21 protein-coding genes are annotated in these 23,380 nt (G+C 71.4%); 14 read left to right on the forward strand and 7 right to left on the reverse strand.

The genetic code is table 11. From position 1 onward, the window contains the following. Positions 1–61: 61 nt before the first annotated feature. The 6 genes from HKK74_RS07360 to HKK74_RS07385 all read left to right on the forward strand — a co-directional run bounded on the left by HKK74_RS07360 (position 62) and on the right by HKK74_RS07385 (position 6,222). Positions 62–673 (forward strand): copper resistance CopC family protein, encoded by a 612-nt coding sequence (locus tag HKK74_RS07360; protein ID WP_187242336.1) that lies wholly within the window; start codon positions 62–64, stop codon positions 671–673. Next, on the forward strand, positions 670–2,823 hold the full coding sequence (locus tag HKK74_RS07365) for a bifunctional copper resistance protein CopD/cytochrome c oxidase assembly protein (RefSeq protein WP_187242337.1): 2,154 nt from the start codon (positions 670–672) through the stop codon (positions 2,821–2,823). The genes HKK74_RS07360 and HKK74_RS07365 overlap by 4 nt, the downstream gene beginning before the upstream one ends. Positions 2,824–2,865: 42 nt before the next feature. Then, positions 2,866–3,315: a TIGR03668 family PPOX class F420-dependent oxidoreductase gene (locus HKK74_RS07370; protein ID WP_187242338.1), complete on the forward strand. Its 450-nt coding sequence runs from the start codon at positions 2,866–2,868 to the stop codon at positions 3,313–3,315. Between the two features lie 115 nt (positions 3,316–3,430). Further along, positions 3,431–4,690, forward strand: coding sequence for a sensor histidine kinase (locus HKK74_RS07375; RefSeq protein ID WP_312881322.1), 1,260 nt, complete (start codon positions 3,431–3,433; stop codon positions 4,688–4,690). Then, entirely contained in the window at positions 4,687–5,361 is a 675-nt protein-coding gene (locus HKK74_RS07380; protein WP_312881323.1) for a response regulator, read from the forward strand. The genes HKK74_RS07375 and HKK74_RS07380 overlap by 4 nt, the downstream gene beginning before the upstream one ends. A gap of 330 nt (positions 5,362–5,691) precedes the next feature. Continuing rightward, a complete protein-coding gene (locus tag HKK74_RS07385) occupies positions 5,692–6,222 on the forward strand; it encodes a retropepsin-like aspartic protease (RefSeq protein ID WP_187242340.1) in 531 nt (176 codons plus the stop codon). 24 nt (positions 6,223–6,246) lie between these two features. Here HKK74_RS07385 and HKK74_RS07390 read toward each other — a convergent pair whose 3' ends face one another. Continuing rightward, the gene (locus HKK74_RS07390; RefSeq protein WP_312881324.1) at positions 6,247–7,320 is read right to left on the reverse strand and encodes a S1C family serine protease; all 1,074 of its coding nucleotides are present in this window, start codon (positions 7,318–7,320) and stop codon (positions 6,247–6,249) included. A 191-nt stretch (positions 7,321–7,511) separates the two neighbouring features. On the opposite strand from HKK74_RS07390, the gene HKK74_RS07395 reads away from it, so the two are divergent. Beyond that, entirely contained in the window at positions 7,512–8,939 is a 1,428-nt protein-coding gene (locus HKK74_RS07395; protein ID WP_187242341.1) for an 8-oxoguanine deaminase, read from the forward strand. A 29-nt stretch (positions 8,940–8,968) separates the two neighbouring features. Here HKK74_RS07395 and HKK74_RS07400 read toward each other — a convergent pair whose 3' ends face one another. The 3 genes from HKK74_RS07400 to map form a co-directional block, all read right to left on the reverse strand. Then, the gene (locus HKK74_RS07400) at positions 8,969–9,682 is read right to left on the reverse strand and encodes a metal-dependent hydrolase (RefSeq protein WP_187242342.1); all 714 of its coding nucleotides are present in this window, start codon (positions 9,680–9,682) and stop codon (positions 8,969–8,971) included. A gap of 174 nt (positions 9,683–9,856) precedes the next feature. Next, the gene (locus tag HKK74_RS07405; RefSeq protein WP_246491323.1) at positions 9,857–10,606 is read right to left on the reverse strand and encodes a ComEA family DNA-binding protein; all 750 of its coding nucleotides are present in this window, start codon (positions 10,604–10,606) and stop codon (positions 9,857–9,859) included. Positions 10,607–10,645: 39 nt separating this feature from the next. Then, the gene (gene map / locus HKK74_RS07410; RefSeq protein WP_187242343.1) at positions 10,646–11,494 is read right to left on the reverse strand and encodes a type I methionyl aminopeptidase; all 849 of its coding nucleotides are present in this window, start codon (positions 11,492–11,494) and stop codon (positions 10,646–10,648) included. A gap of 75 nt (positions 11,495–11,569) precedes the next feature. On the opposite strand from map, the gene HKK74_RS07415 reads away from it, so the two are divergent. Beyond that, positions 11,570–11,752, forward strand: a complete 183-nt coding sequence (locus HKK74_RS07415; RefSeq protein ID WP_187242344.1) for a hypothetical protein — start codon at positions 11,570–11,572, stop codon at positions 11,750–11,752. 48 nt (positions 11,753–11,800) lie between these two features. On the opposite strand, the gene HKK74_RS07420 is transcribed toward HKK74_RS07415, so the two are convergent. Then, on the reverse strand, positions 11,801–12,427 hold the full coding sequence (locus HKK74_RS07420) for a hypothetical protein (protein ID WP_187242345.1): 627 nt from the start codon (positions 12,425–12,427) through the stop codon (positions 11,801–11,803). Between the two features lie 117 nt (positions 12,428–12,544). Here HKK74_RS07420 and npdG point away from each other — a divergent pair, with 117 nt between their 5' ends. Together npdG and HKK74_RS07430 are read left to right on the forward strand one after the other, a co-directional pair. After that, entirely contained in the window at positions 12,545–13,252 is a 708-nt protein-coding gene (npdG, locus tag HKK74_RS07425; RefSeq protein WP_187242346.1) for an NADPH-dependent F420 reductase, read from the forward strand. Then, positions 13,249–14,223 (forward strand): ketopantoate reductase family protein, encoded by a 975-nt coding sequence (locus HKK74_RS07430; RefSeq protein WP_222721987.1) that lies wholly within the window; start codon positions 13,249–13,251, stop codon positions 14,221–14,223. The genes npdG and HKK74_RS07430 overlap by 4 nt, the downstream gene beginning before the upstream one ends. A 46-nt stretch (positions 14,224–14,269) precedes the next feature. On the opposite strand, the gene panB is transcribed toward HKK74_RS07430, so the two are convergent. Then, positions 14,270–15,172, reverse strand: coding sequence for a 3-methyl-2-oxobutanoate hydroxymethyltransferase (panB, locus tag HKK74_RS07435; protein ID WP_187242347.1), 903 nt, complete (start codon positions 15,170–15,172; stop codon positions 14,270–14,272). 224 nt (positions 15,173–15,396) lie between these two features. Between panB and HKK74_RS07440 the strand changes: the two genes are divergently transcribed. The 3 genes from HKK74_RS07440 (at position 15,397) to HKK74_RS07450 (ending at position 19,958) form a co-directional block, all read left to right on the forward strand. Beyond that, positions 15,397–16,977: an MFS transporter gene (locus tag HKK74_RS07440; RefSeq protein WP_312881325.1), complete on the forward strand. Its 1,581-nt coding sequence runs from the start codon at positions 15,397–15,399 to the stop codon at positions 16,975–16,977. 16 nt (positions 16,978–16,993) lie between these two features. Then, positions 16,994–17,602 carry a TetR/AcrR family transcriptional regulator gene (locus HKK74_RS41295; protein ID WP_187242349.1) on the forward strand — a complete coding sequence of 203 codons (609 nt, stop codon included), beginning with the start codon at positions 16,994–16,996 and terminating at the stop codon, positions 17,600–17,602. Positions 17,603–17,936: 334 nt separating this feature from the next. Further along, positions 17,937–19,958, forward strand: a complete 2,022-nt coding sequence (locus HKK74_RS07450; protein WP_376771513.1) for an ATP-binding SpoIIE family protein phosphatase — start codon at positions 17,937–17,939, stop codon at positions 19,956–19,958. A 27-nt stretch (positions 19,959–19,985) separates the two neighbouring features. On the opposite strand, the gene HKK74_RS07455 is transcribed toward HKK74_RS07450, so the two are convergent. Continuing rightward, positions 19,986–21,758 carry an NAD+ synthase gene (locus HKK74_RS07455; protein WP_187242350.1) on the reverse strand — a complete coding sequence of 591 codons (1,773 nt, stop codon included), beginning with the start codon at positions 21,756–21,758 and terminating at the stop codon, positions 19,986–19,988. A gap of 171 nt (positions 21,759–21,929) precedes the next feature. Between HKK74_RS07455 and HKK74_RS07460 the strand changes: the two genes are divergently transcribed. Next, positions 21,930–23,291 carry a glutamine synthetase family protein gene (locus tag HKK74_RS07460; RefSeq protein WP_187242572.1) on the forward strand — a complete coding sequence of 454 codons (1,362 nt, stop codon included), beginning with the start codon at positions 21,930–21,932 and terminating at the stop codon, positions 23,289–23,291. Positions 23,292–23,380: the final 89 nt, after the last annotated feature.

The following is a 23,380-nucleotide window of genomic DNA, read 5'->3' on the forward strand; positions in this document are numbered from 1 at the left end:
AAGTGTCACTAAGGTGAAGGGCGTCCGCCCCGCACTTTGTCGAAGGTTTCCCGGAACGGTGATGAGAACCACACCACGAATTGGTCTGCGCAGGCTAGGCGTCGTCACCGCGATCGTCCTGGCCTCCGCCGCGCTGTTCGTCGCGCCGGCCTCCGCGCACACCAAGTTGATCAAGAGCACTCCAGAGCGAGGCGCCTCGGTCGAGGCGCTGACCGAGATCACCCTCGTGTTCAGCGAGAACGTCAACCCGTCGATCGCGAAGGTCCAGCTCCGCGACGCCGCGGGCGGTCAGCGCGGCTCGGCCAAGGCACCCCGGGTCGAGGGCGCCACCGTGACCCAGTCGGCCGCCCCCGACCTCGCGCCCGGCGACTACACGATCGCCTACCGGGTCGTGTCCGCGGACGGCCATCCGGTGACCGGCGAGGTGCCGTTCACGCTGACCGGGGCCGCGAAGACCCAGGAGACGGCGGCGGCCGCCGCCTCCGTGGCGCCGACCGCCGCGGCCACGGCGGACCCGGTCGCCGACACACCGGTGACGCCCAAGGCCGAGAAGTCCTCCGGCTCGTCGGCGTGGCCGGTGGCCGGCGCCGGGCTGCTGATCGGCGTTCTCATCGGCATGGGCCTGGTGCTCTTCCGTAAGCGCAAGTCCTCGTCGACCTCCGATCAGCGGTGAGCGGACCACCTGCCGGAGCGATCCGGGCCGCGGTCGTCGCCACCGTGGCGGCGGCGGCCGGTCTGATCGCGGCCCTCGTGCTCGGGGGCGCGGTCACCGAGAAGATCATTCCTGGGCTCGGCGACGCGGGGGAACTCACCCGGTGGGGCCTGCCACTGGCCAGGCTCGCCATGGACATCGGCGCGGTCCTGACCGTGGGCGCGCTGCTCGCCGCGACGGTGCTCCTCCCCAGTGAACGCGCCAAGGGCACGAACATGCTCGGCCCGTCGGCCCTCGGATACCTCCGGGCCGCGTCGTGGCTCGCGGCCGGCTGGGCCACCGCGGCCGCGGCCACGCTGATCCTCACCGTCTCGGACATCCTCGGCGAGCCGGTCGGCAAGGTCGTCTCCGGAAGTGAGCTGAGCAGCTACATCGGGCAGCTGCCCCAGGGCACGGCGCTGATGTTCGTCGTCATGCTGACCGCCGTCGTCGCCCTGCTCGCCCGGACGGCCACGACGGCGGGCAGCTCGCTCGGCCTGCTCCTCCTGGCCGGCGTCGCCCTGCTGCCGCCGCCGCTCAACGGCCATTCGGCCTCCTCGCCCAACCACTCGGTCGCGACCGTCGGCCTGGCACTGCACATCGCCGCGATCACTCCCTGGGTGGGGGGCCTCGCGGTGCTCTGCTGGCACGCGTGGAAGGAGCCGGGCCGCGGCAGCGGTGGCGGCGAACTGCACGTGGCCGCCGAACGGTTCAGCCGCATGGCGCTGTGGTGCTACATCGCCGTCGGCGTCAGCGGGCTCGCCAACGTCATCTCCCGGCTGCCCGACCCGACCGAGCTGTTCACCAGCGCCTACGGCCGGCTCGTGCTGGCCAAGATCGCCGCTTACGCCGTGCTCGGCTGGTTCGGCTGGTGGCATCGCCGCCGTACCCTGCCCGCCGTGGCGGCGCGGAAGCCGGGGGCGTTCGCGCGGCTCGCGTCGGTCGAGGCCGCCGTGATGGCGGCCACGATGGGCCTGGCGGTGGCGCTCTCCCGCACCGCTCCGCCGGTGGTCGACAGCACCGGCGGCACCGCCAAGGAGCTGCTCGGCTACGACATGCCCCCGCCCATCACCGTCGAGAGACTGCTCACGCTGTGGCGGTTCGACCTCTTCTTCGCACTTCTGATCATCGTGCTGGGCGGCGTCTACCTCGCCGGGATACGGCGGCTGCGCAAGCGCGGTGACTCCTGGCCGGTCGGGCGCACGGTCGCGTGGCTGGCCGGGCTGGTCTCCATCGCCGCCGTCACGCTGAGCGGCGTGGCGACCTACGCCCCCGTGCTCTTCAGCGTGCACATGGCACAGCACATGGTGCTGGCGATGCTCACCCCCATCTTCCTGGTCCTCGGCGCACCGGTGACGCTGGCGCTGCGGGCGCTGAAACCGGCGGCAACCAGGGGCGACCGGGGTCCGCGGGAGTGGTTGACGGTCTTCCTGCACAGCCGGGCGGCCAAGGTCGTCACCCACCCGACGGTGGCGACAGCGATCTTCATCGTCAGTACGTACGCGCTGTACTTCAGCCCGCTGTTCGAGCAGGCGATGCGCGCCCATCTCGGGCACATCGCGATGCTCAGCCACTTCATGCTGTCCGGGATCCTGTTCTTCTGGGTGCTCATCGGCATAGACCCGGCCCCGACGCGCCTGCCGTACATCGGGCGGCTGCTCGTGCTGTTCGTCACGATGCCCTTCCACGCGTTCTTCGGCATCGCGATCATGAACATGGGCAAGCCGCTGGCGGAGGGCTGGTACACCGCGCTCGACCGGCCCTGGGGCGCGTCGCTGGTGTCCGACCAGAGCACCGGCGGGGCCATGGCGTGGGCGTTCGGCGAGATCCCGACCTTCATCGTGCTCCTCGCCCTGGTGTTCCAGTGGTTCGTGGAGGACGAACGCCTGGCCCGCCGCCTGGAGCGCAAGGCCGACCGGGCCGAGGCGCGCAAGGAGAACGACGAGCTCTCCGACTACAACGCCTATCTCGCGTCACTCGACCGGCGCTCGGGCCGGAAGGCGGCGACGCCGGCGGCGGCCGGGGCCGCAGAGGCCCCCAGGACCGGCGGCACCGGCGACGGCGCCCGCGACCAGCCCGAGCCCGCCGAGAAGGTGGCCGAGGCCACGGACGGCGGTGACCCCCGCGAGTAGGGCCGGTGCGGGTATGACCCCGTACGTGGACGGTGACCGCTGATGCCCGGCCTGCCCGAGGAGCTCGTCCGGGCGCGCTTCGCCTCGGTGCCGGTCGTACGGCTGGCCACGGTGGGCCGGGACGGGCGTCCGCATCTCGTGCCCACGACGTTCGCGGTCGACGGCGACCACGTCTACACGGCGGTCGATCACAAGCCCAAGCGGACGGGCGACCTGAAGCGGCTGCGCAACATCGAGGGTGAGCCCAGGGTGGCGTTGCTCGCCGACCACTACGAGGACGACTGGGACCGGCTCTGGTGGGCGCGTGCCGACGGCACCGCCCGTATCGTGGCCGACCCGGCCGAGACGGCGCGGCCGATCGATCTTCTCGTGCGACGCTACCCGCAGTACGAGCGGCACCGCCCCGAGGGGCCGGTGATCAGTGTCCTCGTGGAACGGTGGTCCGGCTGGGCCTGGACACCGCCCGCCACGCATGATCATCCGTCGGCGTGAGCGCGGCCCACGGCACGCGGCCGGGCTCGGTCCCCCGTGTGGGGGAGCCGGGCGCGGCGCGAAGCCGTGCGGGCGGGGGAGGCGGCGGCCGGGGCCGTCGCGAGATGATCGGATCGTGTCCGGAACCAGGGTCCTGCGCCCACTGATCGCCCGGTCCACCTGGCGGCGGTGGGCCTACCTCGTCGCGGGCGGCGCCCTCCTCCTGCCGTACTGGATCCTCGGCATGATCGTCGTGGCGCAACTCTTCCACAGCGAGAACAGCCAGGCCGCGTTCCCGATCGGGTTGCTGGCCCTGCTGCTGCCGATCCCCGCCGTCTTCGTGACCGGCCTCGTTCCGGCCGTACGGGTGCTCGAGGGCACGGCGGTCAAGGAACTGGTGGGTGGCGGGATCGCCCAGGAGACGATCGGCGCCGCGCGGTCGTGGGTCGCCCGCCTTCGCACCGCGTGCTGGTACTCCGGCCATCTCTGGCTGGGCATGCTCGTCAGCATCCTCAGCCTGGCCGTACCGTCGGGTGCCATCGCGCTGGCCCTGCTGCCGCTCTGGGGCGCGCCGGCCGATCGGAACCTGTACGGCCGCTGGGCGTGGATATGGGATGAGCGGTGGGCCCAGATCGCCGGGCCGGTGGGCGGCGTGCTGCTCACGGTGGGACTGGTCTACCTGTTCGCCGGGTGCGGCGCGCTGCTGGCGCGGCTGGCACCGGTGTTCCTCGGCCCGACGCCGGCGGAGCGGCTGACCGTACTCGAGGAGCGCGCGACGCGGCTGGCGGAGCGCAACCGGCTCGCACGGGAACTGCACGACTCGGTGGGGCACGCGCTCAGCGTGGTCACCCTGCAGGCGGGCGCGGCCGGCCGGGTGCTCGACAGCGACCCCGCCTTCGCCCGGCAGGCGCTCGGCGCGATCGAGGAGACGGCGCGCAGCGCCCTCGAAGACCTCGACCATGTGCTCGGCCTGCTGCGCGAGGATGCCACCTCGAAGGCGCCGCAGCCCACGCTGACCGACCTGGCCGCGCTGCTGGACCAGACCAGGCTGGCCGGGGTGGAACTCGAGGCCCACATCGACGGAGATCTCACGCACGTTCCCGCGGCGGTCTCCCGGGAGGCCTACCGGATCGTGCAGGAGGGGCTGACCAACGCGCTGAGGCACGCGGGGAGGGTGCCGGTCGTGCTGCGGCTCGCCGTGCGCGCCGATCTGCTGGAGGTGGAGATGAGCAATCCGATCGCGGCCGCGCCCGATCCGGTGAGACCGGCCCGTGGCGGCCGTGGGCTGCGCGGCATCCGCGAACGGGTCACCGTGCTGCGGGGTCACATGAGCGCCGGCCCGGACGGCCAGAGCTGGCGGATCGGCGTGTCACTGCCGCTACGGTCGGTCCCGTGACGACTCCCGTGACCCCCCACGACACCACCACCGTGCTGGTCGCCGACGACGAGCAGCTCATCCGGGCCGGCCTGCGCGCGATCGTCGAGGGCGAGCCCGACCTCACCGTGGTCGGCGAGGCGGCCGACGGCGCCCATGCCGTGGCCGAGGCGGCCCGGCTGCGGCCGGACGTGATCCTGATGGACGTGCGGATGCCGGCGCTCGACGGCATCCAGGCCACCCGGCGGATCCTGGAGCCGGCCGGCCGGGCGCCTAAGATCATCGTGGTCACGACGTTCGAGAACGACGAGTACGTGTACGACGCGTTGCGCGCCGGGGCCGCGGGCTTCCTGCTCAAGCGGGCCCGGCCCCAGGACATCGTGCAGGCCATCCGGATGGTCGCGCACGGGGAGACGCTGCTGTTCCCGGCGGCCATCCGGGCCCTCGCCACCGAGCACGGCCGGGCTCCCGAGGGCGGCGCGCGGTGGCACGGCCGGCTGACCGAGCGGGAGGCCGAGGTACTCCGGCTCATGGCGAAGGGACACTCCAACGCCGAGATCGCCGAGGAGCTGTTCGTGAGCCCGCAGACGGTGAAGACCCATGTCGGCAACACGCTGGCCAAGCTCCACGCCCGTGACCGCACCCAGGCGGTGATCTTCGCGTACGAGACCGGCTTCATCACGCCGGCCTAGCCGAGGCGGCGCGCCGGGGCGGCGGAGCGCGGAGTCGTGTCGGCGACGCCGCCGCTGCACAGAGATCGGCGCCGTGTGGCCGGAGGGGACGGTGTGGCGCAGGGGACGGTGTGGCGCAGGGGACATTAGGGCACCGGGGGGACATTACGCCGCTCACCGGCAAGAGACCGGAAGCGGGTCACGTCCTGGCCGTGCCTGTCCCTGTACCTGGTGCCGGGCGCGAGGACTTTGCCCAGGTGAGGCGCCTCCCAGGGAAGCGGTGAAGGAGTCAGACAGAGCCCGCGAGGGAATGGGGTACTCATTGGCCGGCTCCATGAGTGGGTGGTTGTGATGAGGGCACGCTGGGCCGCGCCCGTGCTGGTTGTCGCCTTAACACTGGGCATGGGTGGATACGAGACCGAGCCTGCGTACAGCGTCGTCTCAGCGCTGGGCGACAGCCGCATGGCTCGCCCGCGAGCGGAGGGCGGTTTCACGGTACCGATCCGAGTGGTCACCGAGCGTGGTGCCACCATCGTCTTCGTTCAGGTGATGGTGAACGGCCGTGGCCCGTTCGACTTCATCCTGGACACCGGTGCCTCTTCCTCGTCAGTGGACCGTTCATTGGTCCAGCAGCTTCAGCTACCGCCGACCGGGGCCACCGCGCATGTCCAGGGCATCGCCGGTGAGGCGCTCGCGCCGGTCGTACGGATACGCGTGTGGACACTCGGGGGGCAGGTGCTGCGCTCTCGTGCCATGCCGGTGTTCGAGCTCGGTGACAGCAGGGTGGCCGGACTGCTCGGCTCCGACGAACTGCGCCGCTTCGGTGCGGTCACCGTCGACTACCGCCGGCAGCGGCTGACGCTGCACAACACGGGGAGGTGAGCGCCGTCCTCGTCCCGCGGGGATTCAGGTGCCGGGCAGTACCTCGAGTCGCACGTCGACGGTCCGCCGGCTCCCGCCGCGCAGCAAGGTGACCTTGGCCGTGTCGCCCGGCTTCAGCTGCGCCAGCATCTTGGCCAGGTCGGCCTGGGTGGGTGTGGGCGTGCCGTTGACGGTCACGATGACGTCTCCGTGGTGAATGCCGGCCTTGGCGGCGCCACTGCCCTTGATGACGCTGATGACGCCGACCCCGGCCGGGTCGCCGGTGGCCTGGTCGATCACGGTGGCGACGGTCACGCCCAGGGAGGCGCGCCCGGAGTTGGTGACCCTCCCGTGCTCGATGAGCTGCGGCACGATGTACCTGACGGTGTTGCTCGGGACGGCGAAGCCGATGCCCTGGGCGGCCCGGCCGGGCGACGCGGCGGCGATCAGCGTCGGAATGCCCACCACCTGGCCGTTCAGGGTGACGAGGGCGCCCCCGCTGTTGCCCGGATTGATCGCCGCGCTGGTCTGGACGGCACTGGAGATCGTCGCGCCGGGAAAGGCCCCCTCCTGCTCCGCGGTCACGGTGCGCCCGATGCCGGAGATGATGCCGTCGGTGACGCTGCCGGTCAGCCCGAGCGGGCTGCCCATGGCCATGACGATCTGCCCCACCCGCAGCCGGGCGGAGTCGCCGAACACGGCCGGCCGGACGACCGCTCCATCCACCTTGATCACGGCGAGGTCGTCGGGGCTGAAGAGCCCGACGAGCCGGCCGGTGAGCGGCTTGCCCCCGCTGGCCTGCGTCACCTTGATCGAGGACGCTCCCTCCACCACGTGCGCGTTGGTGACGATGTGGCCGAGCCTGTCGTAGATCACCCCCGAGCCCTCGCCCTGGTCGGTCGTGACCTGTACGACCGACGGCAGCACGGTTCGGGCGACCTGCTCGAACTGCCGCTGGAGCTGCGCCGCGGACGCGGCGACGCTCATCGCCGGTGCCGTGGTCCGCTCGCTGCCGACGTGCCTCGCGGTCCGGGTCTGCTGGCAGCCGGCGAGCAGGGGGAGGGCCATCGCGATGACCGCCGGGACCGCGACGACGCGTGCGCTGAGGACTCTGTGCACGAACACCCCCTGGTCAACGGCTTTCCCAGCATGCCGGGAATGAGGCGTTCACGCCGGTCGTATGCCGCGACCTTGACTCGTAGCGGGGGATCTGTTTGCCTGCCGCGGGCTTCCTGCGATCATGAGGGCCCACGACGACAGGAGGAGGCGCGGTTCCGGGCCGGATCCCGGGGCACGTGCGCCGCGACACCATGACATCTGCACCCACGACCCCGGCGGGGGGCTCGGAACAGGCCGGACGGGCACGGGCCGACCTGCTCGTACGTTCGGCCGCGTTGGTGGCGACCTGCGACGACGGGCGCAGGGAGCTGGCCGGCGGCTGGGTCGCCGTGACCGGCGGGCTGATCAGCGGTGTGGGGGGCGCGGCCGATCCGGAGCCTCCGGCGCTCAGGACGCTCGACGCGAGCGGCTGCCTGGTGACTCCCGGCCTGATCAACACCCATCATCACCTCTACCAGAACCTGACCAGGGCCTACGCACCCGCGGTGAACGGCACGCTGTTCGAGTGGCTGACCGCGCTCTACCCGGTCTGGAGCAGGGTCGACGAGGAGGCGTCCTACCTGTCGGCCTGGGTGGGGCTGGCCGAACTGGCGCTCGGCGGATGCACCACCAGCACCGACCACCTCTACATCCGGCCCGTGGGCGGCGGCGACCTGTGGTCGGCCGAGATCACCGCGGCCCGCGAACTCGGCATGCGGTTCCATCCGACCCGCGGCTCGATGAGCGTGTCGGTCAAGGACGGCGGGCTGCCGCCGGACTCGGTCGTCCAGGACGAGGACGAGATCCTCGCGGACTGCGAGCGGCTGGTGCTCGCCCATCACGATTCCTCGTGGGGCGCCATGGTGCGCGTCGCCCTCGCGCCGTGCTCGCCGTTCAGCGTGAGCCCGGATCTCATGCGGCGCTCCGCCGAGCTCGCCGAGCGCCTCGACGTGCGGCTGCACACCCACCTCGCCGAGGACCCCGACGAGGACTCCTACTGCATGGAGACCTTCGGAAAGCGGCCGATCGAGCTCTTCGAGGAGGTCGGCTGGCTGACCGGCCGCGCCTGGGTGGCGCACTGCATCTATCCGAACGAGGCCGAGATCGCCCGGCTGGGCGCGGCGGGGGTCGGCGTCGCGCACTGCCCGAGCTCCAACATGATGATCGGCGGTGGCGGCTTCGCACCCGTACGGGAGTACCGCGCCGCCGGGGTACCGGTCGGGCTGGGCTGCGACGGCTCGGCCTCCAACGACCAGGCGTCACTGTGGCTGGAGTCGCGCATGGCGCTGCTGCTCGGCCGCCAGCGCGCAGGCGCGCGCGGAATGACGGCCCGGGAGGTCCTCGACATCGGCACGCGTGGCGGCGCGGCTTGCCTCGGCCGGGCCGGTGAGCTGGGGGAGCTGTCCGTGGGAGCGGCCGGCGACCTGGTGTGCTGGCCGCTCGACGGCCTCGTCCACTCCGGGGCGCTGACCGACCCGATCGAGGCGTGGCTGCGCTGCGGCCCGGCCGCCGCCCGGCACACCGTCGTGGCCGGCCGGGCGGTGGTCGAGGACGGGGAGCTGGCGGTGACCGGTGTCGATGAGATCGTCCGGCGCCATCACGCTGCGGCCGCGCGTCTGCAGGGCGTGACCATGACCTGATCCCGGTGTGCGGCCCCGTGGGCGGCGGCTCAGGATCGCAGCAGGCCGGTCACCTCGTCGCCGAGCGCGGACCGCACGGCGAGGATCGTGATCACGAGCGTGAGCAGCGGGGCCATCACCCAGCGCTCGGCCCTGCCGTTGGTGCGGGCGATGACCGGTATCTCGACCGACCACTGCACCGGCCAGAACACCGGACAGCCGCGCGGGGTGAGGCAGTCGCCGATCACATGGGCCAGACAACCGAGGGTGACGGCGTAACCGACGTAGCGCATGTCGACGTCGCGCATCATGAAGACGATCGCGGCCGCGAGCAGGGCGTTCATCACCCCGGTCAGAAGGTCGCTCTTCTGGAACCCGATGCCGACGCCGCGCAGGCCCAGGCCGACGACGAAGAAGAGCACCCCCCACCACACGTGCACGGCGTGGGTCGCCGCCAGGTCGGTCAGGTAGCCCGCGCCCACCGCGAACGCGATGGAGTGCGTGGCGTGCCGGTGACCGCCCGACACCATGCCCACGACCTTGCAGAGCACCTGGGTGATCGGCCCGTAGGTGTTGGCGATCGTCCCGTCGTGGTGGTCGATGTCGGGCAGCAGCGCGGCCCCCGCGCAGACCACGGCGCCCGCCGCGACCTGCTCGGCGGACAGGCTCACCGCATGGGAACCGAGCAGTGCCTCGTTGGTCACCAGGGGAATGGCGGCGAGCCACGCGGCGGTCCCGCTGAGCGCGTGCGTGTAGCCCATCATGCGCTGATGATCCGTTTCGTCGGCACGGCGGAACGATAACTTCATCACGGTGGGGCGCCGAAGCGGCACGCCGTGTCTCCACTGAACGTGATCAGAACGTCTGAAGAGGTACGGGCGGCGCCGCCCGTGGCGCGTGCCACGTGCCACTCGGCCGGCCCGGCCGCGCGGTCCGCGTCAGCGCAGGAACAGGCCGTACTCGGCCAGCTCGGAGGTGAGTTCGGGCGGCAGGCCGGCGAGCGCCGACAGCTCCTCGGCCGACACGAATCCGCCCGCCTTGGCACGGACCTGCTCGATCCGGGCGGCCAGCTCGGGGGTCACGCCGGGCAGGGTGGCCAGCACGGGGGCGGGAGCGCGGTTGATGTCCACGAGCCCGCCGTCGTTGTAGCGGCGGGGCAGGTCCGGGCGGCCGATCCGCAGCTCGCGGGCGAGGGCCGCGTCGTTGCCGGCGAGTTCCCGCGCCCGGAGCCGCAGGACGCGGCTCCGGCGGACGGACTCGATGGCCGCCTCGTTGCCGGCGGTGCCGTCCACCCCGTGCGGGTCGAACACCCGGCGCCGGACCAGGAAGGCGTGAAAGCACCCGCCGACCGCCTGGATGAAGACGCACGTGCCGAACAACGTCGCCGCGGAGTCGTGCCCCGGGGCCGTGGGGTCGTTCATGTCGCGCCGGGCGGCGAGCTGCAGGGCGAGCACCGCCGTGTAGGCGATCGTGGCCAGCAGCAGGTGGATCTTGCGGCGCCACAGGGTCGCCACCGCGAAGCAGAAGGGGGTGGCCAGCCCCAGCGTCAGCATCGGCAGGCCCGCCCAGGTGACGCTGAGCGCCGCCCGGCCGGGCGACATGCCGTCGGAGGGGACCCGCGGCGCGGCATCGTACGGCGGGTCGGCTGGGGCTGCTGGATGGTTCATCGACGCGACCTCCGGGCTCATCCGACGGTCCTGCTCACACCCGCGCGGGCGGGTGGTCCTTCATGGCAGGGTCAGGATCTCGTGGCCGCTCTCGGTCACGAGAAGGGTGTGCTCGAACTGGGCGGTGCGCTTGCGATCCTTGGTGAGCACTGTCCACCCATCGGCCCAAATGTCGTAATCAATCCCACCGAGGGTGAGCATCGGCTCAATAGTGAAGGTCATACCCGGTTCGATGATCGTTGTCGCGTGCGGATCGTCATAGTGGGGAACGATCAGCCCGGAGTGGAAGGTCGTGCCGATGCCGTGCCCGGTGAAGTCCCGCACGACCCCGTACCCGAAGCGGCGGGCGTAGGCCTCGATGACGCGGCCGATCACGTTGAGGGCACGGCCGGGCCTGACCGCGCGGATGCCGCGCATCATGGCCTCGTGGGTGCGCTCGACCAGCAGCCTCGACTCCTCGTCGACATCGCCCACCAGATAGGTCGCGTCGGTGTCACCGTGGACGCCGTCGACGAAGGCGGTGATGTCGACGTTGATGATGTCGCCGTCGTTGAGCACGGTGTCGTCGGGGATGCCGTGGCAGATCACCTCGTTGATCGAGGTGCAAAGCGACTTGGGGAAGCCGCGGTAACCCAGGCACGAGGGGTAGGCGCCGTGGTCGAGAAGGAACTCGTGCCCGATGCGGTCGAGTTCGTCGGTGGTGATGCCGGGCCGGGCGTGCTTGCCGACCTCCTCGAGCGCTTGACCGGCGATCCGCCCGGCGATCCGCATCCGTTCGATGATCTCCGGGCTCTTGACCTCGGGCTCACCGGTGCGAGGCCGCTTCTTCCCGACGTACTCGGGCCTCTGGATGGTCGCGGGGACCTTGCGGATGGGGGAAACGCGGCCGGGCCGGAGTTGCGTCGTCATGTCCTGAGAGTCTAGTTGCCCGAAACGGGGGGAGGATTAGCAAGGCCGCGACGATGATCGAAGTGAGGCGCCAGCATGAAGGACGACGACGACGAGTGGTGGTTCTGCCTGGCTCACCACCGGGTCGAGCACGGCCCGGGGTGCCCCGGCAAGGACCGGATGGGCCCCTATGACTCGCAGGAGGCGGCCGCCGGCGCCTTGGAACTGGCCCGCCGGCGAAATGAGGCCTGGCGGCGGCAGGAGGGCGACGGCGACTGAGGGCCGGCCGGCCGGCGCCGTCCCGGGCGCGGCACCGCCCGCCGGCGCTCAGTCGCCGGCCGGGCCGCTGACCGTGTCGAGGATGCGGGCCAGCCGGTCGCGCAGGCTCCGGCCGGGGCCGCGGCCCCTGGGCGGCGGCCCGGCCCCGTCGGCGCCGGGCCCGAGCGGGTACGCCGCGGCTGCGCTGACCAGATGCTGCGCACCGTCGAAGGAGATGAACCCGTTCCGCCCGGGGACGCTGAGGGTCTCGTGGGCGAGGCCCTCGAGTTCCTGATCGCCGCCGTCGAGCGACAGCACGACCGCACCGGTCCTTCGCGCGTCGTCGACGCGCTCGAGCAGCGGCACCGGCGCGGCGTCCTCGGCGATCACGAAGAGCGTCTCGCCCTTGCCCGCGCTCTCGAGGCGGTCGAGCCCGATCCGCAGGTGGGCGGGAGCGTCCGGTGGCGGCCGCCACCGCACCAGCGTGGGGGTGAGTTCGGGGATGCCGCCCAGGCGGCTCTCGTCGTCGAGATGGGCGGTCAGGTGCCATGGTTCGGCCTCGGGGGTGCCGAGCAGCAGGAGCCCGCCGGGCCGCCGCGTGGACGTGCGGAGGGCCCGGGCGAACTCGCGGGTCCGCTCGAGCCAGCCGGTGGTCGAAAGCGCTTCGCGCAGCATCGCGACCTGATTGGCGTCCACGGGTCAATGGTGCCGTACGCGACCGCGCGGCGAGTCGCCTTTCCGACGGTGAGCGTGTCCGCGGGCGACGCGAGGGTCAGCGGACCGCTGTGCCACGGCTCCTGGCAGGATCGGACCATGACTCAGCAGCGATCACCGTACGACCTCCCTGATGTGAGCGGGCTCTCCATCGGAATCCTGGGCGGTACCGGAGACCAGGGAAAGGGACTCGCCAGGCGGTTCGCCCTCGCCGGTCACCAGGTGATCATCGGGTCGCGCAGCGCCGACCGGGCCCGGCAGGCGGCCGAGAGCCTCGACGGCGGGATCCCGGTGCGCGGCGCCGAGAACGCCGTGGCCGCGAGCGAGGCCGACGTCGTGATCGTCGCCGTGCCGTGGGACGGGCACAGGGCGACGCTCGAGTCTCTGCGATCGGAGCTCGCCGGGAAGATCGTGGTCGACTGCGTCAACCCGCTGGGCTTCGACAAGCGGGGTGCCTACCCGCTGCCGGTCGAGGAGGGGAGCGCGGCGGCGCAGGCGGCCTCGGTGCTCACCGACAGCAGGGTCGTCGCGGCGTTCCACCACGTGTCCGCCGTGCTCCTGCTCGACTCGGGGATCGACGAGATCGACCTCGACGTGCTCGTGCTCGGCGACGACCGCGAGGCGACCGACACCGTCCAGGCGCTGGCCGGCCGCATTCCGGGGGCGCGCGGCGTGTACGCGGGACGGCTTCGCAACGCCGGTCAGATCGAGGCGTTCACCGCCAACCTCATCTCGGTCAACCGCCGCTACCGGGCGCATGCCGGGATCCGCGCCACCGACGTCGGCCAGAGCGCGCCGGAGAGATGACGATGCGGTTCATCGTCTACGGGGCGGGCGCGGTGGGCGGCGTGATCGGCGGCCGGCTGTTCCAGGCCGGGCACGACGTCACGCTGATAGCGCGCGGAGCGCACCGCACCGCCATCCACGACCGGGGCCTCGTGCTGGAGTCGCCGGACGAGTCGGTCACTCTGCGGATCCCGGTGGCCGGCCACCCGCGGGAGGTCGGCTTCGGGACGGGCGACGTCGTGTTGCTCGGCATGAAGACGCAGGACACCGCCGAGGCCGTCCGCGCCCTGGCCGCCTCGGCCCCGCCGGACGTCATCGTCACGTGCGCGCAGAACGGGGTGGAGAACGAGCGTCTCGCGCTGCGGTCGTTCGCCCGCGTGTACGGCGTGTGCGTTGTGCTGCCCGCCGCCCACCTGCGACCCGGTGTCGTGCAGGTCTACTCCGCCCCGGTCGGCGGTGTGCTGGACGTCGGGCGCTACCCCGGCGGCACGGACGACGCCGCGCACGCGATCGCGGCCGCCTTCCGCGACGGCGGCTTCGGCGCCACTCCCCGGCCGGACGTGATGGACCACAAGTACGGCAAGCTGCTGGCCAACCTGGGGAACGCGGCCGAGGTCGTGTGCGGGCCGGGGGAGAGCAGCCGCCGGGTGGCCGCGCTGGCCCGCGCGGAGGGACTGGCGTGCCTGCACGCGGCGGGTATCGCCTTCACCGAGGCCGACATGTCGGTCTACGCCGACGTGCTCGACATCCGGCCGGTGGGCGGCCGCAGCCGCTTCGGCGGCTCCTCCGTGCAGAGCCTTCAACGCGCCACCGGCAGTGTGGAGGCCGACTACCTCAACGGCGAGATCGTGCTGCTCGGCCGCAAGCACGGCGTGCCCACCCCGGTCAACGAGTTGCTGGCGCACATGGCCAACGAGATGGCGCGCGACCGCCGCCCCCCGGGACTCGTGGCACCCGAGGAGTTCCTCGCGGCGGTCGCGGCCCGCTCGTGACGCGCCCGTCGTGCACGGGTTCGCTGATGGACGCGCCCGGCGACGCTCAGTGGTAGGAGTGCGCGGCGGTGGGGAAGGCGCCGGAGACGACCTCTTCCGCGAAGGACCTCGCGGCGCCGGTGAGCACTCCGGCGAGGTCGGCGTACTCCTTGACGAACTTGGCCGTCCGGGGGGTGAGCCCGGCCATGTCCTGCCAGACCAGGACCTGGGCGTCGCAGTCGGGGCCGGCGCCGATCCCGATGGTGGGGATCGACAGTGACGCGGTGACCCGGGCGGCCAGGTCTTCGGGCACGCACTCGAGCACGACCGAGAACGCCCCGGCGGCCTCGAGGGCCTTGGCATCGGCCATGAGCTCCTCGCCCGCCTCGCCCCGGCCCTGGACGCGGTAGCCGCCGAAGGCGTTCACCGACTGCGGGGTGAGCCCGAGGTGGCCCATCACCGGGATGCCGGCGGCGACCATCGCCTCGGCCTGGGCCAGGATCCGCCGGCCGCCCTCCAGCTTGATCGCGTGCGCGCCGGTCTCCTTGAGGAACCGCGTCGCGGTGCCGAGCGCCTCGGCGACGCCGGCCTGGTAGGAGCCGAACGGCAGGTCGGCGACCACCATCGCGCGCCTGGAGCCGCGGACCACGGCGGCGGTCAGCGGGATCAGGTCGTCGACGGTCACCGGGATGGTGGAGTCGTAGCCGTACACGACCATGGCGGCGGAGTCGCCGACGAGCAGCACGGGGATGCCCGCGTCGTCGAAGATCCGCGCGGTCAGGGCGTCGTAGGCGGTGAGCATCGGCCACTTCTCGTGCCGCTGCTTGGCGGCGGCGATGTCCCGTACCGTGACCCGGCGTCCGGACTGGCCGCCGTACAGGGCGGTCGGCTGAGCGGGCGCGGCGGGCACGGCGTCGGGGGTGGCCACGGGGTGGGTGGTGTGCGCTTCGGGCACGACGGCAGCAGACATCGAGAACCTCCAGTCTCGAGGCGCCACGGTGGCGTCCCCGGACGAAAACGATGATCCCACGGTGTCAACGCATCCGGTAGCCCCGGGATTCCAGCAGGTCCGGGGTCCTGTGCCGGGTAACGAAACGCCACGGTTGCGTATCGCTCAATGGCGGCATAGTCTGAGATTCAATACGAAACGCACCCGTATCGTAAATTCATCTGATGTTCTCCCATAGGAGTACCGTGGATTCAGCAAGGCCCCCGGTACCGGCCGCGAACCCCCGCCGCTGGTACATCCTCAGCGTGCTCGTCGTGAGCCTGCTCGTCGTCGTCCTGGACAACACGGTCCTGAACGTCGCGCTCAAGACGATCGCCGATCCGCGCGCCGGGCTCGGTGCCACGCAGAGCGAGCTGGAGTGGTCGATCAACTCCTACACGCTCGTGTTCGCCGGACTGTTGTTCACCTTCGGCGTCATCGGCGACCGGTTCGGCCGCAAGCGCGTGCTGATCGCCGGCATGGTGATGTTCGGGATCGCGTCGTTGCTCTCGGCGTACGCGCAGGACCCGGCACAGCTCATCTGGGCCAGGGCGGCGATGGGCCTGGGCGGTGCGGCGATCATGCCGCAGACCCTTTCGATCATCACGAACGTCTTCGAACCGAACGAACGCGCCAAGGCCATCGGCATCTGGACCGGCGCGGTCGGCCTGGGCGTGGCGATCGGGCCGATGACGGGCGGTCTGCTGCTCGACTCGTTCTGGTGGGGCTCGGTATTCCTGATCAACGTGCCCGTCGTCGTGCTCGGCGTCATCGGGATGTTCCTTCTGGTGCCGGAGTCCCGCAACCCGCTGCCCGGCAGGCTCGACCCCCTGGGCGTGCTGCTGTCGATCGTGGGACTGGTCACGCTGTCGTACGGGATCATCGAAGGCGGCGAGAAGGCGTCCTGGCTCGAGCCGGCCGTGCTCGGCCCGATCGCCGCGGGCCTGCTCGCGCTCGCCCTGTTCGTCTGGCACGAGGCGCGCATCGATCATCCGGCGTTCGACGTGCGGCTGTTCCGCGACCCGCGGATGTCGGCCGCCGTGGGCGCGGTGGGCCTGGTGTTCTTCGCGGCGTCGGGTGTCTTCTTCTTCACCACCTTCTACATGCAGAGCGTGCGGGGGCTCACGCCGCTGCAGGCGGGGGCGATGGTGCTGCCGTTCGCGGCCGCCCAGCTGGTCTTCTCGCCGCTCAGCGCCGCGATGGTGCGACGGTTCGGCGCCAAGGCGGTCTGCACGGCGGGCATGCTGCTCGTCGTGGTCGCCCTGGTGTGCTACCAGTTCATCGACCGGACGACGCCGCTCTGGGTGCTCGGCGTGATCTTCCTGATCCAGGGATCCGGCATGGCCAACGTGATGCCCCCCGTCACCGAATCGATCATGTCCGCCCTCCCGCGGGAGAAGGCGGGCGCCGGCTCGGCCATCAACAACACGGCCCGCCAGGTCGCGGTCGCCCTCGGGGTGGCCATCCTCGGCTCGGTGGTGTCGTCGGTGTACCGGAACGAGATGTCCGCGCCGCTCGGGCGCCTGCCCGAGGACGCCCGGCACACCGCCGGCGAGTCGATCGGCGGCACCATGGCCGTCGCCGAGCGGATGGGCGCGGCGGGGCAGGACCTCATCGCGCCCGCGCAGGCCGCGTTCGTGCACGCGATGCACACCGCGGCCGTGGGCTCGGCCGTCGTCGCCTTCATCGGCGCGCTCGTGGTGCTGCGGTGGATGCCCGGACGCGCCACCGGTGACCCGGGCACGGAGCCCGCGCGGTCCCGCAAGCGCGAGGCGGCGGGTGTGTGAAACGGTGAGCCGGGATGTGACCGAGACGACGACGGAGCAGCTCTGCGCGCGCCCTCCAGGACGCCCGCGCAGCGAGCGCGCCGAGAAGGCCATCATCGAGGCCACGCTCGATCTGCTGGTCGAGGAGGCCGGCGTCGCCGGCGTGTCGATCGAGGCGGTGGCCGCGAGGGCGGGCGTGGGGAAGACGACCATCTACCGGCGATGGCCCAACAAGGAGGCGTTGATCGTCGACGCCCTCGCCACCTTGAAGGCGCCCCTTCCCGAACCGGCCGGCCGGTCGGTCCGCGAGGACCTGATCGCGCTGGCCCGGGCCGTGCACTCTGGCCGGGGCGACCGGCGCGTCGACTGCCTCTGGAACATCATCGGCAGCTGGCACAAGCACCCCGAGCTGGTCCGCAAGCTGCGGCGGGACGTCATCGAACCCCGGCGCGAGGTGATGCGCGGCGTTCTGCGCCGTGGCATCGAGACCGGGGAGGTGCGCCCCGATCTCGACATCGAGGTGGCCCTGCCCATGATCGCCGGAGCGATGACCATGCAGGTCCAGGGACTCGCGCCGGACGAGGACCTGCCGGACGACGTCGCCGAACGGGTCGTCGACACCGCGCTGCGCGGCCTCGCCCCCTGAGGTCGGGGAGCGGGCGCCGCCGGGCCGGGCGAACGCCCCTCACCAGGCGATGGACGGGTGACGGCCGATCCCGGCCGTGGGTGACTTTCGGTCTCCACGGCAGTCCGCCCTTGCGGATTTCGTGGTTCCCTATACGGTTCCAAAGTCTATAGATCTGCTCTCCACTCTCGCGGAGCCATCACATACCCCATACTGGCGAAAGTGAGAGTGGACCGAGGGCCGGCTGTCAGGAGCGCGACAGGTGAGATCCGTCATGGCGCGAAAAGGTAATGCGCCCCCCGCCGATTCGGCGTCCCGGACTCTCGTTCTTGGCATCAACGATTCCGGGAAAATAGTGCAATGTGGCCAGAACGCGACAAGCGTTATCGGCTCCGAGCCCGGGTCACTGCTCGGGCTGCACGCCACCACGCTCGTCGATGAGGAGGAGAAGGAGAAGCTCGATTCCCTCCTCGACGACATCCGCCGCTCCGGCCAGGAACGCACCGCCATGCTGACGGTGAAGGGCGAGAACGGCGCCGTCACCGAGGCCGTCGTCACCGCCCAGCCGATGGTCGCCGAGGGCGAGGGGCTCGCGGTGCTCCTGCACGTCCGCGTCGCGCTGCCGCCCACCGCCCCCTTCCAGGATCCGGCGCTCATGCGCCGCGCGCTGCTCGACGACCCGCTCACCCGCTTCGGCAACTCCCTTGACCTGGACCAGACCGCGCGCGGGCTGATCGACGTGATCGCCCCGCATTTCTGCAACGTCGCCGAAGTGCTCGTGCTCGAAAGCCTGGTGGCCGCCGACGAGGTCCACGGCGACGCGACCAACGGGTCGGCCATTCTGCGCAGGCTCGCGCTCACCGCCGACGACGGCAACCCGGCGTGGCCGGCCACACTGCCCGCCGGAGAAGTGCTCGTCTACCCGGCGGGGACCCCGTACACCGAGTGCCTCGACAAGGCCGAACCGATCCACGTGCCGCGGGTCGACGCCGAGGCGGCCGCCCAGATCGCCGAGACCTGGCGGCGAGGACCCGTCGCCGAACTGCTGACCGACGTTTCCATGGTGCTGCTGCCGATGATCACGGGCGACACCCTGCTCGGTCTGATCGTCTGCACCCGGGTACCTGGATTCCGGCGCTTCGACGCCTACGACATCGAGATCGGCATGGAGTTCGCCGCCCGCGCCGCGATCGTCATCGACAACGCCAGGCTGTTCAGCCGCGAGCGGGCCACCGCACTCGCGCTCCAGCGCAGCCTGCTGCCGAACCGGCTGTCCGCGCCGACCTCGGTGGAGGTGCGCCACCGCTACCTGCCGGGCAGCAAGCTGATCGAGGTGGGCGGCGACTGGTACGAGTCCATCGCGCTGCCCGGGGCGCGCGCCGCACTGATCGTCGGCGACGTCGCCGGGCACGGTGTGCGTGCGGCGGTCACCATGGGCCGGCTGCGCACGGCGCTGCACACCCTCGCCAACCTGGAGCTCCCGCCCGCCGAGGCCCTGCACGTCATGCACGAGCTCATGGTCGAGCTCGGCGAGCAGGAGCCGCACTTCGCCACCTGCGTCTACGCGGTCTACGACGCGACGACTGGCACCCTCGAGATCGCCTCGGCGGGTCATCTGCCGCCCCTGCTCGTACGGCCGGACGGTTCCAACGAGCTTCTGGAGGTGCCGCCCGCACCGCCGCTCGGGGTGGCCGGCGGAGCGGCCATCGAGAGCCGGGAATTCACCGTCGAGGACGGCAGCCTCTTCGTCATCTACACCGACGGGCTGGTGGAGAGCCGCGGACGTGACATCGACGACGGGTTGGCCCGGCTTCGCGGCATCTTCGGCCCCGACTCACCCGGCAGGCCGATGGAGGACCTGGCCAAGGCGACCCTCGACGGTGTCTACGGCGATCACCACCGCGACGACATCGCGGTGCTCATCGCCCGGCTGCGCCGCCTCGACCAGGACCGGCGGGTGTCGTGGACTCTGCCCGCCGATCCGGCCGCCGTGCGGCGGGCCCGCGGGCTGGTACGCACGCAGCTGGCCGAGTGGCAGCTCGACGACCTGTCCTACTCCACCGAGCTGCTCGCCTCTGAGATGATCACCAACGCGCTCAACTACGCCTCAGGGCCGATCGAGTTGCGTCTGTTGCTGGAGCGCACTCTGTTCTGCGAGGTGTTGGACCGGTCCGCGGCACTGCCCCGGCTCAGGCACGCGGCCGACGACGACGAGAACGGCCGCGGCCTCGTGATCGTCAGTCAGATGGCCCACCGGTGGGGCAGCCGGCGCACCGCAGCCGGCAAGGTGGTCTGGTGCGAGCAACTGGTACCCGGTATGGAGCACACCGAGGAGCTGCCGACGGCCGCCTGGCCGGGTGAGTTCCACCACCGTTAGCGGAACCGGCGCGGAGCGAACGGGAGCTCAGCGGCGGGCGGAGGGCTCGCGCCAGGCGTTGGTGATGGGCAGCCGGCGGTCGCGCCCGAAGTTCTTCGGCGAGATCTTCGGCCCCGGCGGGTACTGGCGGCGCTTGTACTCCGCCCGATCGACCATCCGGATGACCCGGTCGACCAGGTCGGCGTCGTGTCCGGCCTCGATCAGGGCGTCGTGGCCGAGGTCCTTCTCGACATAGTCGTCGAGCAGCGCGTCGAGCACCTCGTACTCGGGCAGCGAGTCCGTGTCGCGCTGGCCGGGCCGCAGCTCGGCGGACGGCGGCTTGTCGATGATGTTCTGCGGGATCGGCCGCGGCGACGAGCCGGCCTGCCCGTTCCGCCATTCGCACAGCTCGAACACCAGCGTCTTGGGGACGTCCTTGATCGGGCCGAAGCCCCCCGCCGAGTCGCCGTACAGGGTCGAGTAGCCGGTGGCCAGCTCGCTCTTGTTGCCCGTGGTGAGCACGAGGTGGCCGTGCTGGTTCGACAGGCCCATGAGGATGTTGCCGCGGATGCGGGCCTGCAGGTTCTCCTCCGCCAGCCCGTGCAGGTCGAGATCGGCCTCGTAGGCCTCCACGATGTCGCGGATCGGCACCGTCCGGGCGTTGATGCCCTGCCGCTTGACCAGTTCCTCGGCGTCGGTGATCGAGTGGTCGCTGGAGTAGCGGCTCGGCATCAGTACGGCGTGCACGTTGCCGGCCCCGATCGCGTCGGCGGCGATCGTGGCCACGAGCGCGGAGTCGACGCCGCCGGACAGCCCGAGGATGACCGACTCGAAGCCGTTCTTGCGCACGTAGTCGCGGACCCCGAGGACCAGCGCGCCGTAGACCTCGGCGCAGTCGTCCAGCGGCTCGGCGCGGGGCGGTTCGACGGGCTCGTACGGCGGCAGCGGCTCGGCCGAGACGAGGTGCCGGTCGATGGTCATCACGGTGCCGTCGTGGGCGTCCGCGGACGTCTGCGCGGGCGTGAACGGGCTCGCCGCCTCGGGCAGGTCGAGATCGGTGACCAGCAGGTCCTCGACGAACGCCGGCGCCCGCGCGAGGAGTTCGCCCGAGGCGTCCACGATCAGCGAGTCACCGTCGAAGATGAGCTCGTCCTGGCCGCCGACCATGTTGACGTAGGCGAGCGTCGCCCCGGCCTCGCGGGCCCGCCGGGCGCACAGCTCCAGCCGCACGTCGTCCTTGAACCGCTCGTACGGCGACGCGTTCGGCACGACGAGCAGCGCCGCGCCCGCCTCGCGGGTCACCGAGACCGGGCCGCCGTCCTGCCAGAGGTCCTCGCACACGGCGATCGCCACGTCGACGCCGTGCAGCCGCACCACCGGCAGCCGGTCACCGCGGATGAAGTAGCGGTACTCGTCGAAGACGCCGTAGTTCGGCAGGTGGTGCTTGGCGGTACGGACGACCACCTGGCCCCCGTACAGGAGGGCGGCTGCGTCGAGCGGCGCCCCGGACGGCTGGCCGACCCGGTGGCGGACGTCGGAGCGTCGGTCGACGTAGCCGACCACCACCGCGAGCTCGCCGAGGCCCTCGTCGCGGAGCCGGCGCGCGGTGACCTCCAGCGTCTCGATCGAGGCGTCGACGAACGACTTCCGCAGGACCAGGTCCTCGACCGGGTAGCCGGTCAGCGCCATCTCGGGGAAGACGGCGAGGTGGGCGCCCGCCTCGGCGGCGCGCCTGCTCCACGCGACCACCAGGTCGGCGTTGCCCTGAAGATCTCCGACCGTGGGGTCGACCTGAGCGAGTGCGATGCGCAACTGAGCCACGCTCCCAGCCTAGGGGCGAGCGCAAGTGATCCCCGCCGCTGACGGGGACCCCCATTGCTCTGTTACGTTGCGGAAACAGAGACAATGCAGACTGGTAAGTCACCATGGGTGTCTGCTAGGGCGGCTTTCGCCGCTCATCGGAATCGATCAATGGTCAAGGGGGAAGTGGTCGTGGACCGTCAGCAGGAGTTCGTGCTCCGCACACTCGAGGAGCGCGACATCCGGTTCATCCGGCTGTGGTTCACCGACGTCCTCGGGTTCCTCAAGTCCGTGGCGGTCGCGCCCGCCGAGCTCGAGGGCGCCTTCGCCGAGGGCATCGGCTTCGACGGCTCGGCGATCGAGGGCTTCGCGCGGATCTACGAAGCGGACATGATCGCCAAGCCCGATCCCTCGACGTTCCAGGTGCTGCCGTGGCGTGCCGAGTCGCCGGGCGTCGGCCGGATGTTCTGCGACATCCTCATGCCGGACGAGACCCCGAGCTTCGCCGATCCGCGGTTCGTCCTCAAGCGTGCCCTCGGCCGCGCCGCCGATCTGGGCTTCACCTTCTACACCCATCCCGAGATCGAGTTCTTCCTGCTGAAGGACCGTCCCGATGACGGGCGCGAGCCCGAGCCGATCGACGCCGGCGGCTATTTCGACCACACGCCGCACAGCACCGCACACGACTTCCGGCGCAACGCGATCATGATGCTCGAGTCGATGGGCATCTCGGTGGAGTACAGCCACCACGAGGGCGCCCCGGGCCAGCAGGAGATCGACCTTCGCTATGCCGACGCGCTGACCACCGCCGACAACATCATGACGTTCCGGCTGGTCATGAAGGAGGTCGCGCTGGAGCAGGGGGTCTGGGCCTCCTTCATGCCGAAGCCCTTCACCGAACATCCCGGCTCGGGCATGCACACGCACATGTCGCTGTTCGAGGGCGACCGCAACGCCTTCTACGAGCCCGGGGCGGAGTTCCAGCTGTCCAAGGTCGGGCGCGCGTTCATCGCCGGCCTGCTCCGGCACTCGGCCGAGATCACCGCGGTCTGCAACCAGTGGGTCAACTCCTACAAACGGCTGTGGGGCGGTGTCGGGGCCTCGGCGGGTGCCGGGGGAGAGGCGCCGTCGTACGTGTGCTGGGGGCACAACAACCGCTCGGCGCTCATCCGGGTTCCCATGTACAAGCCGCAGAAGGGGCACTCCACCCGGATCGAGTTCCGTTCGCTCGACACGGCGTGCAACCCGTACCTGGCGTTCGCGGCCATCCTCGGCGCGGGGCTCAAGGGCATCGAGGGCGGCTACGAGCTGCCGCCGGGTGCCGAGGACGACGTGTGGGCGCTCACCTCGGCGGAACGCCGGGCCCTCGGCATCGCGCCTCTTCCGCAGGACCTCGACGAGGCCATCCACGCGATGGAGCACAGCGAGCTGATGGCCGAGGTGCTGGGCGAGCACGTCTTCGACTTCTTCCTGCGCAACAAGCGGGCCGAGTGGGAGGACTACCGGCGCCAGGTGACCGAGTACGAGCGCAAGCGCTACATCGCCGTGCTCTGAGCGGTGCCCCGGACGGGGCCCGGACGGCTGCCGGCCGTCCGGACCCCGTCGCGTGGATCGCCATGTGGACCGTCGCGTGGATCGTCGTA

This window comes from Actinomadura alba (genome assembly GCF_014323705.1).
In the GTDB taxonomy this organism is placed as follows: domain Bacteria; phylum Actinomycetota; class Actinomycetes; order Streptosporangiales; family Streptosporangiaceae; genus Actinomadura_C; species Actinomadura_C alba.

Excerpts from the sequence above, each read along its gene's own strand:
- HKK74_RS07360 (WP_187242336.1), top strand. The coding sequence starts at position 62 with ATGAGAACCACACCACGAATTGGTCTGCGCAGGCTAGGCGTCGTCACC.
- HKK74_RS07370 (WP_187242338.1), top strand. The coding sequence starts at position 2,866 with ATGCCCGGCCTGCCCGAGGAGCTCGTCCGGGCGCGCTTCGCCTCGGTG.
- HKK74_RS07385 (WP_187242340.1), top strand. The coding sequence starts at position 5,692 with ATGAGGGCACGCTGGGCCGCGCCCGTGCTGGTTGTCGCCTTAACACTG.
- HKK74_RS07395 (WP_187242341.1), top strand. The coding sequence starts at position 7,512 with ATGACATCTGCACCCACGACCCCGGCGGGGGGCTCGGAACAGGCCGGA.
- HKK74_RS07400 (WP_187242342.1), bottom strand. The coding sequence starts at position 9,682 with ATGATGGGCTACACGCACGCGCTCAGCGGGACCGCCGCGTGGCTCGCC.
- HKK74_RS07405 (WP_246491323.1), bottom strand. The coding sequence starts at position 10,606 with ATGAGCCCGGAGGTCGCGTCGATGAACCATCCAGCAGCCCCAGCCGAC.
- map (WP_187242343.1), bottom strand. The coding sequence starts at position 11,494 with ATGACGACGCAACTCCGGCCCGGCCGCGTTTCCCCCATCCGCAAGGTC.
- HKK74_RS07415 (WP_187242344.1), top strand. The coding sequence starts at position 11,570 with ATGAAGGACGACGACGACGAGTGGTGGTTCTGCCTGGCTCACCACCGG.
- npdG (WP_187242346.1), top strand. The coding sequence starts at position 12,545 with ATGACTCAGCAGCGATCACCGTACGACCTCCCTGATGTGAGCGGGCTC.
- HKK74_RS07430 (WP_222721987.1), top strand. The coding sequence starts at position 13,249 with ATGACGATGCGGTTCATCGTCTACGGGGCGGGCGCGGTGGGCGGCGTG.
- panB (WP_187242347.1), bottom strand. The coding sequence starts at position 15,172 with ATGTCTGCTGCCGTCGTGCCCGAAGCGCACACCACCCACCCCGTGGCC.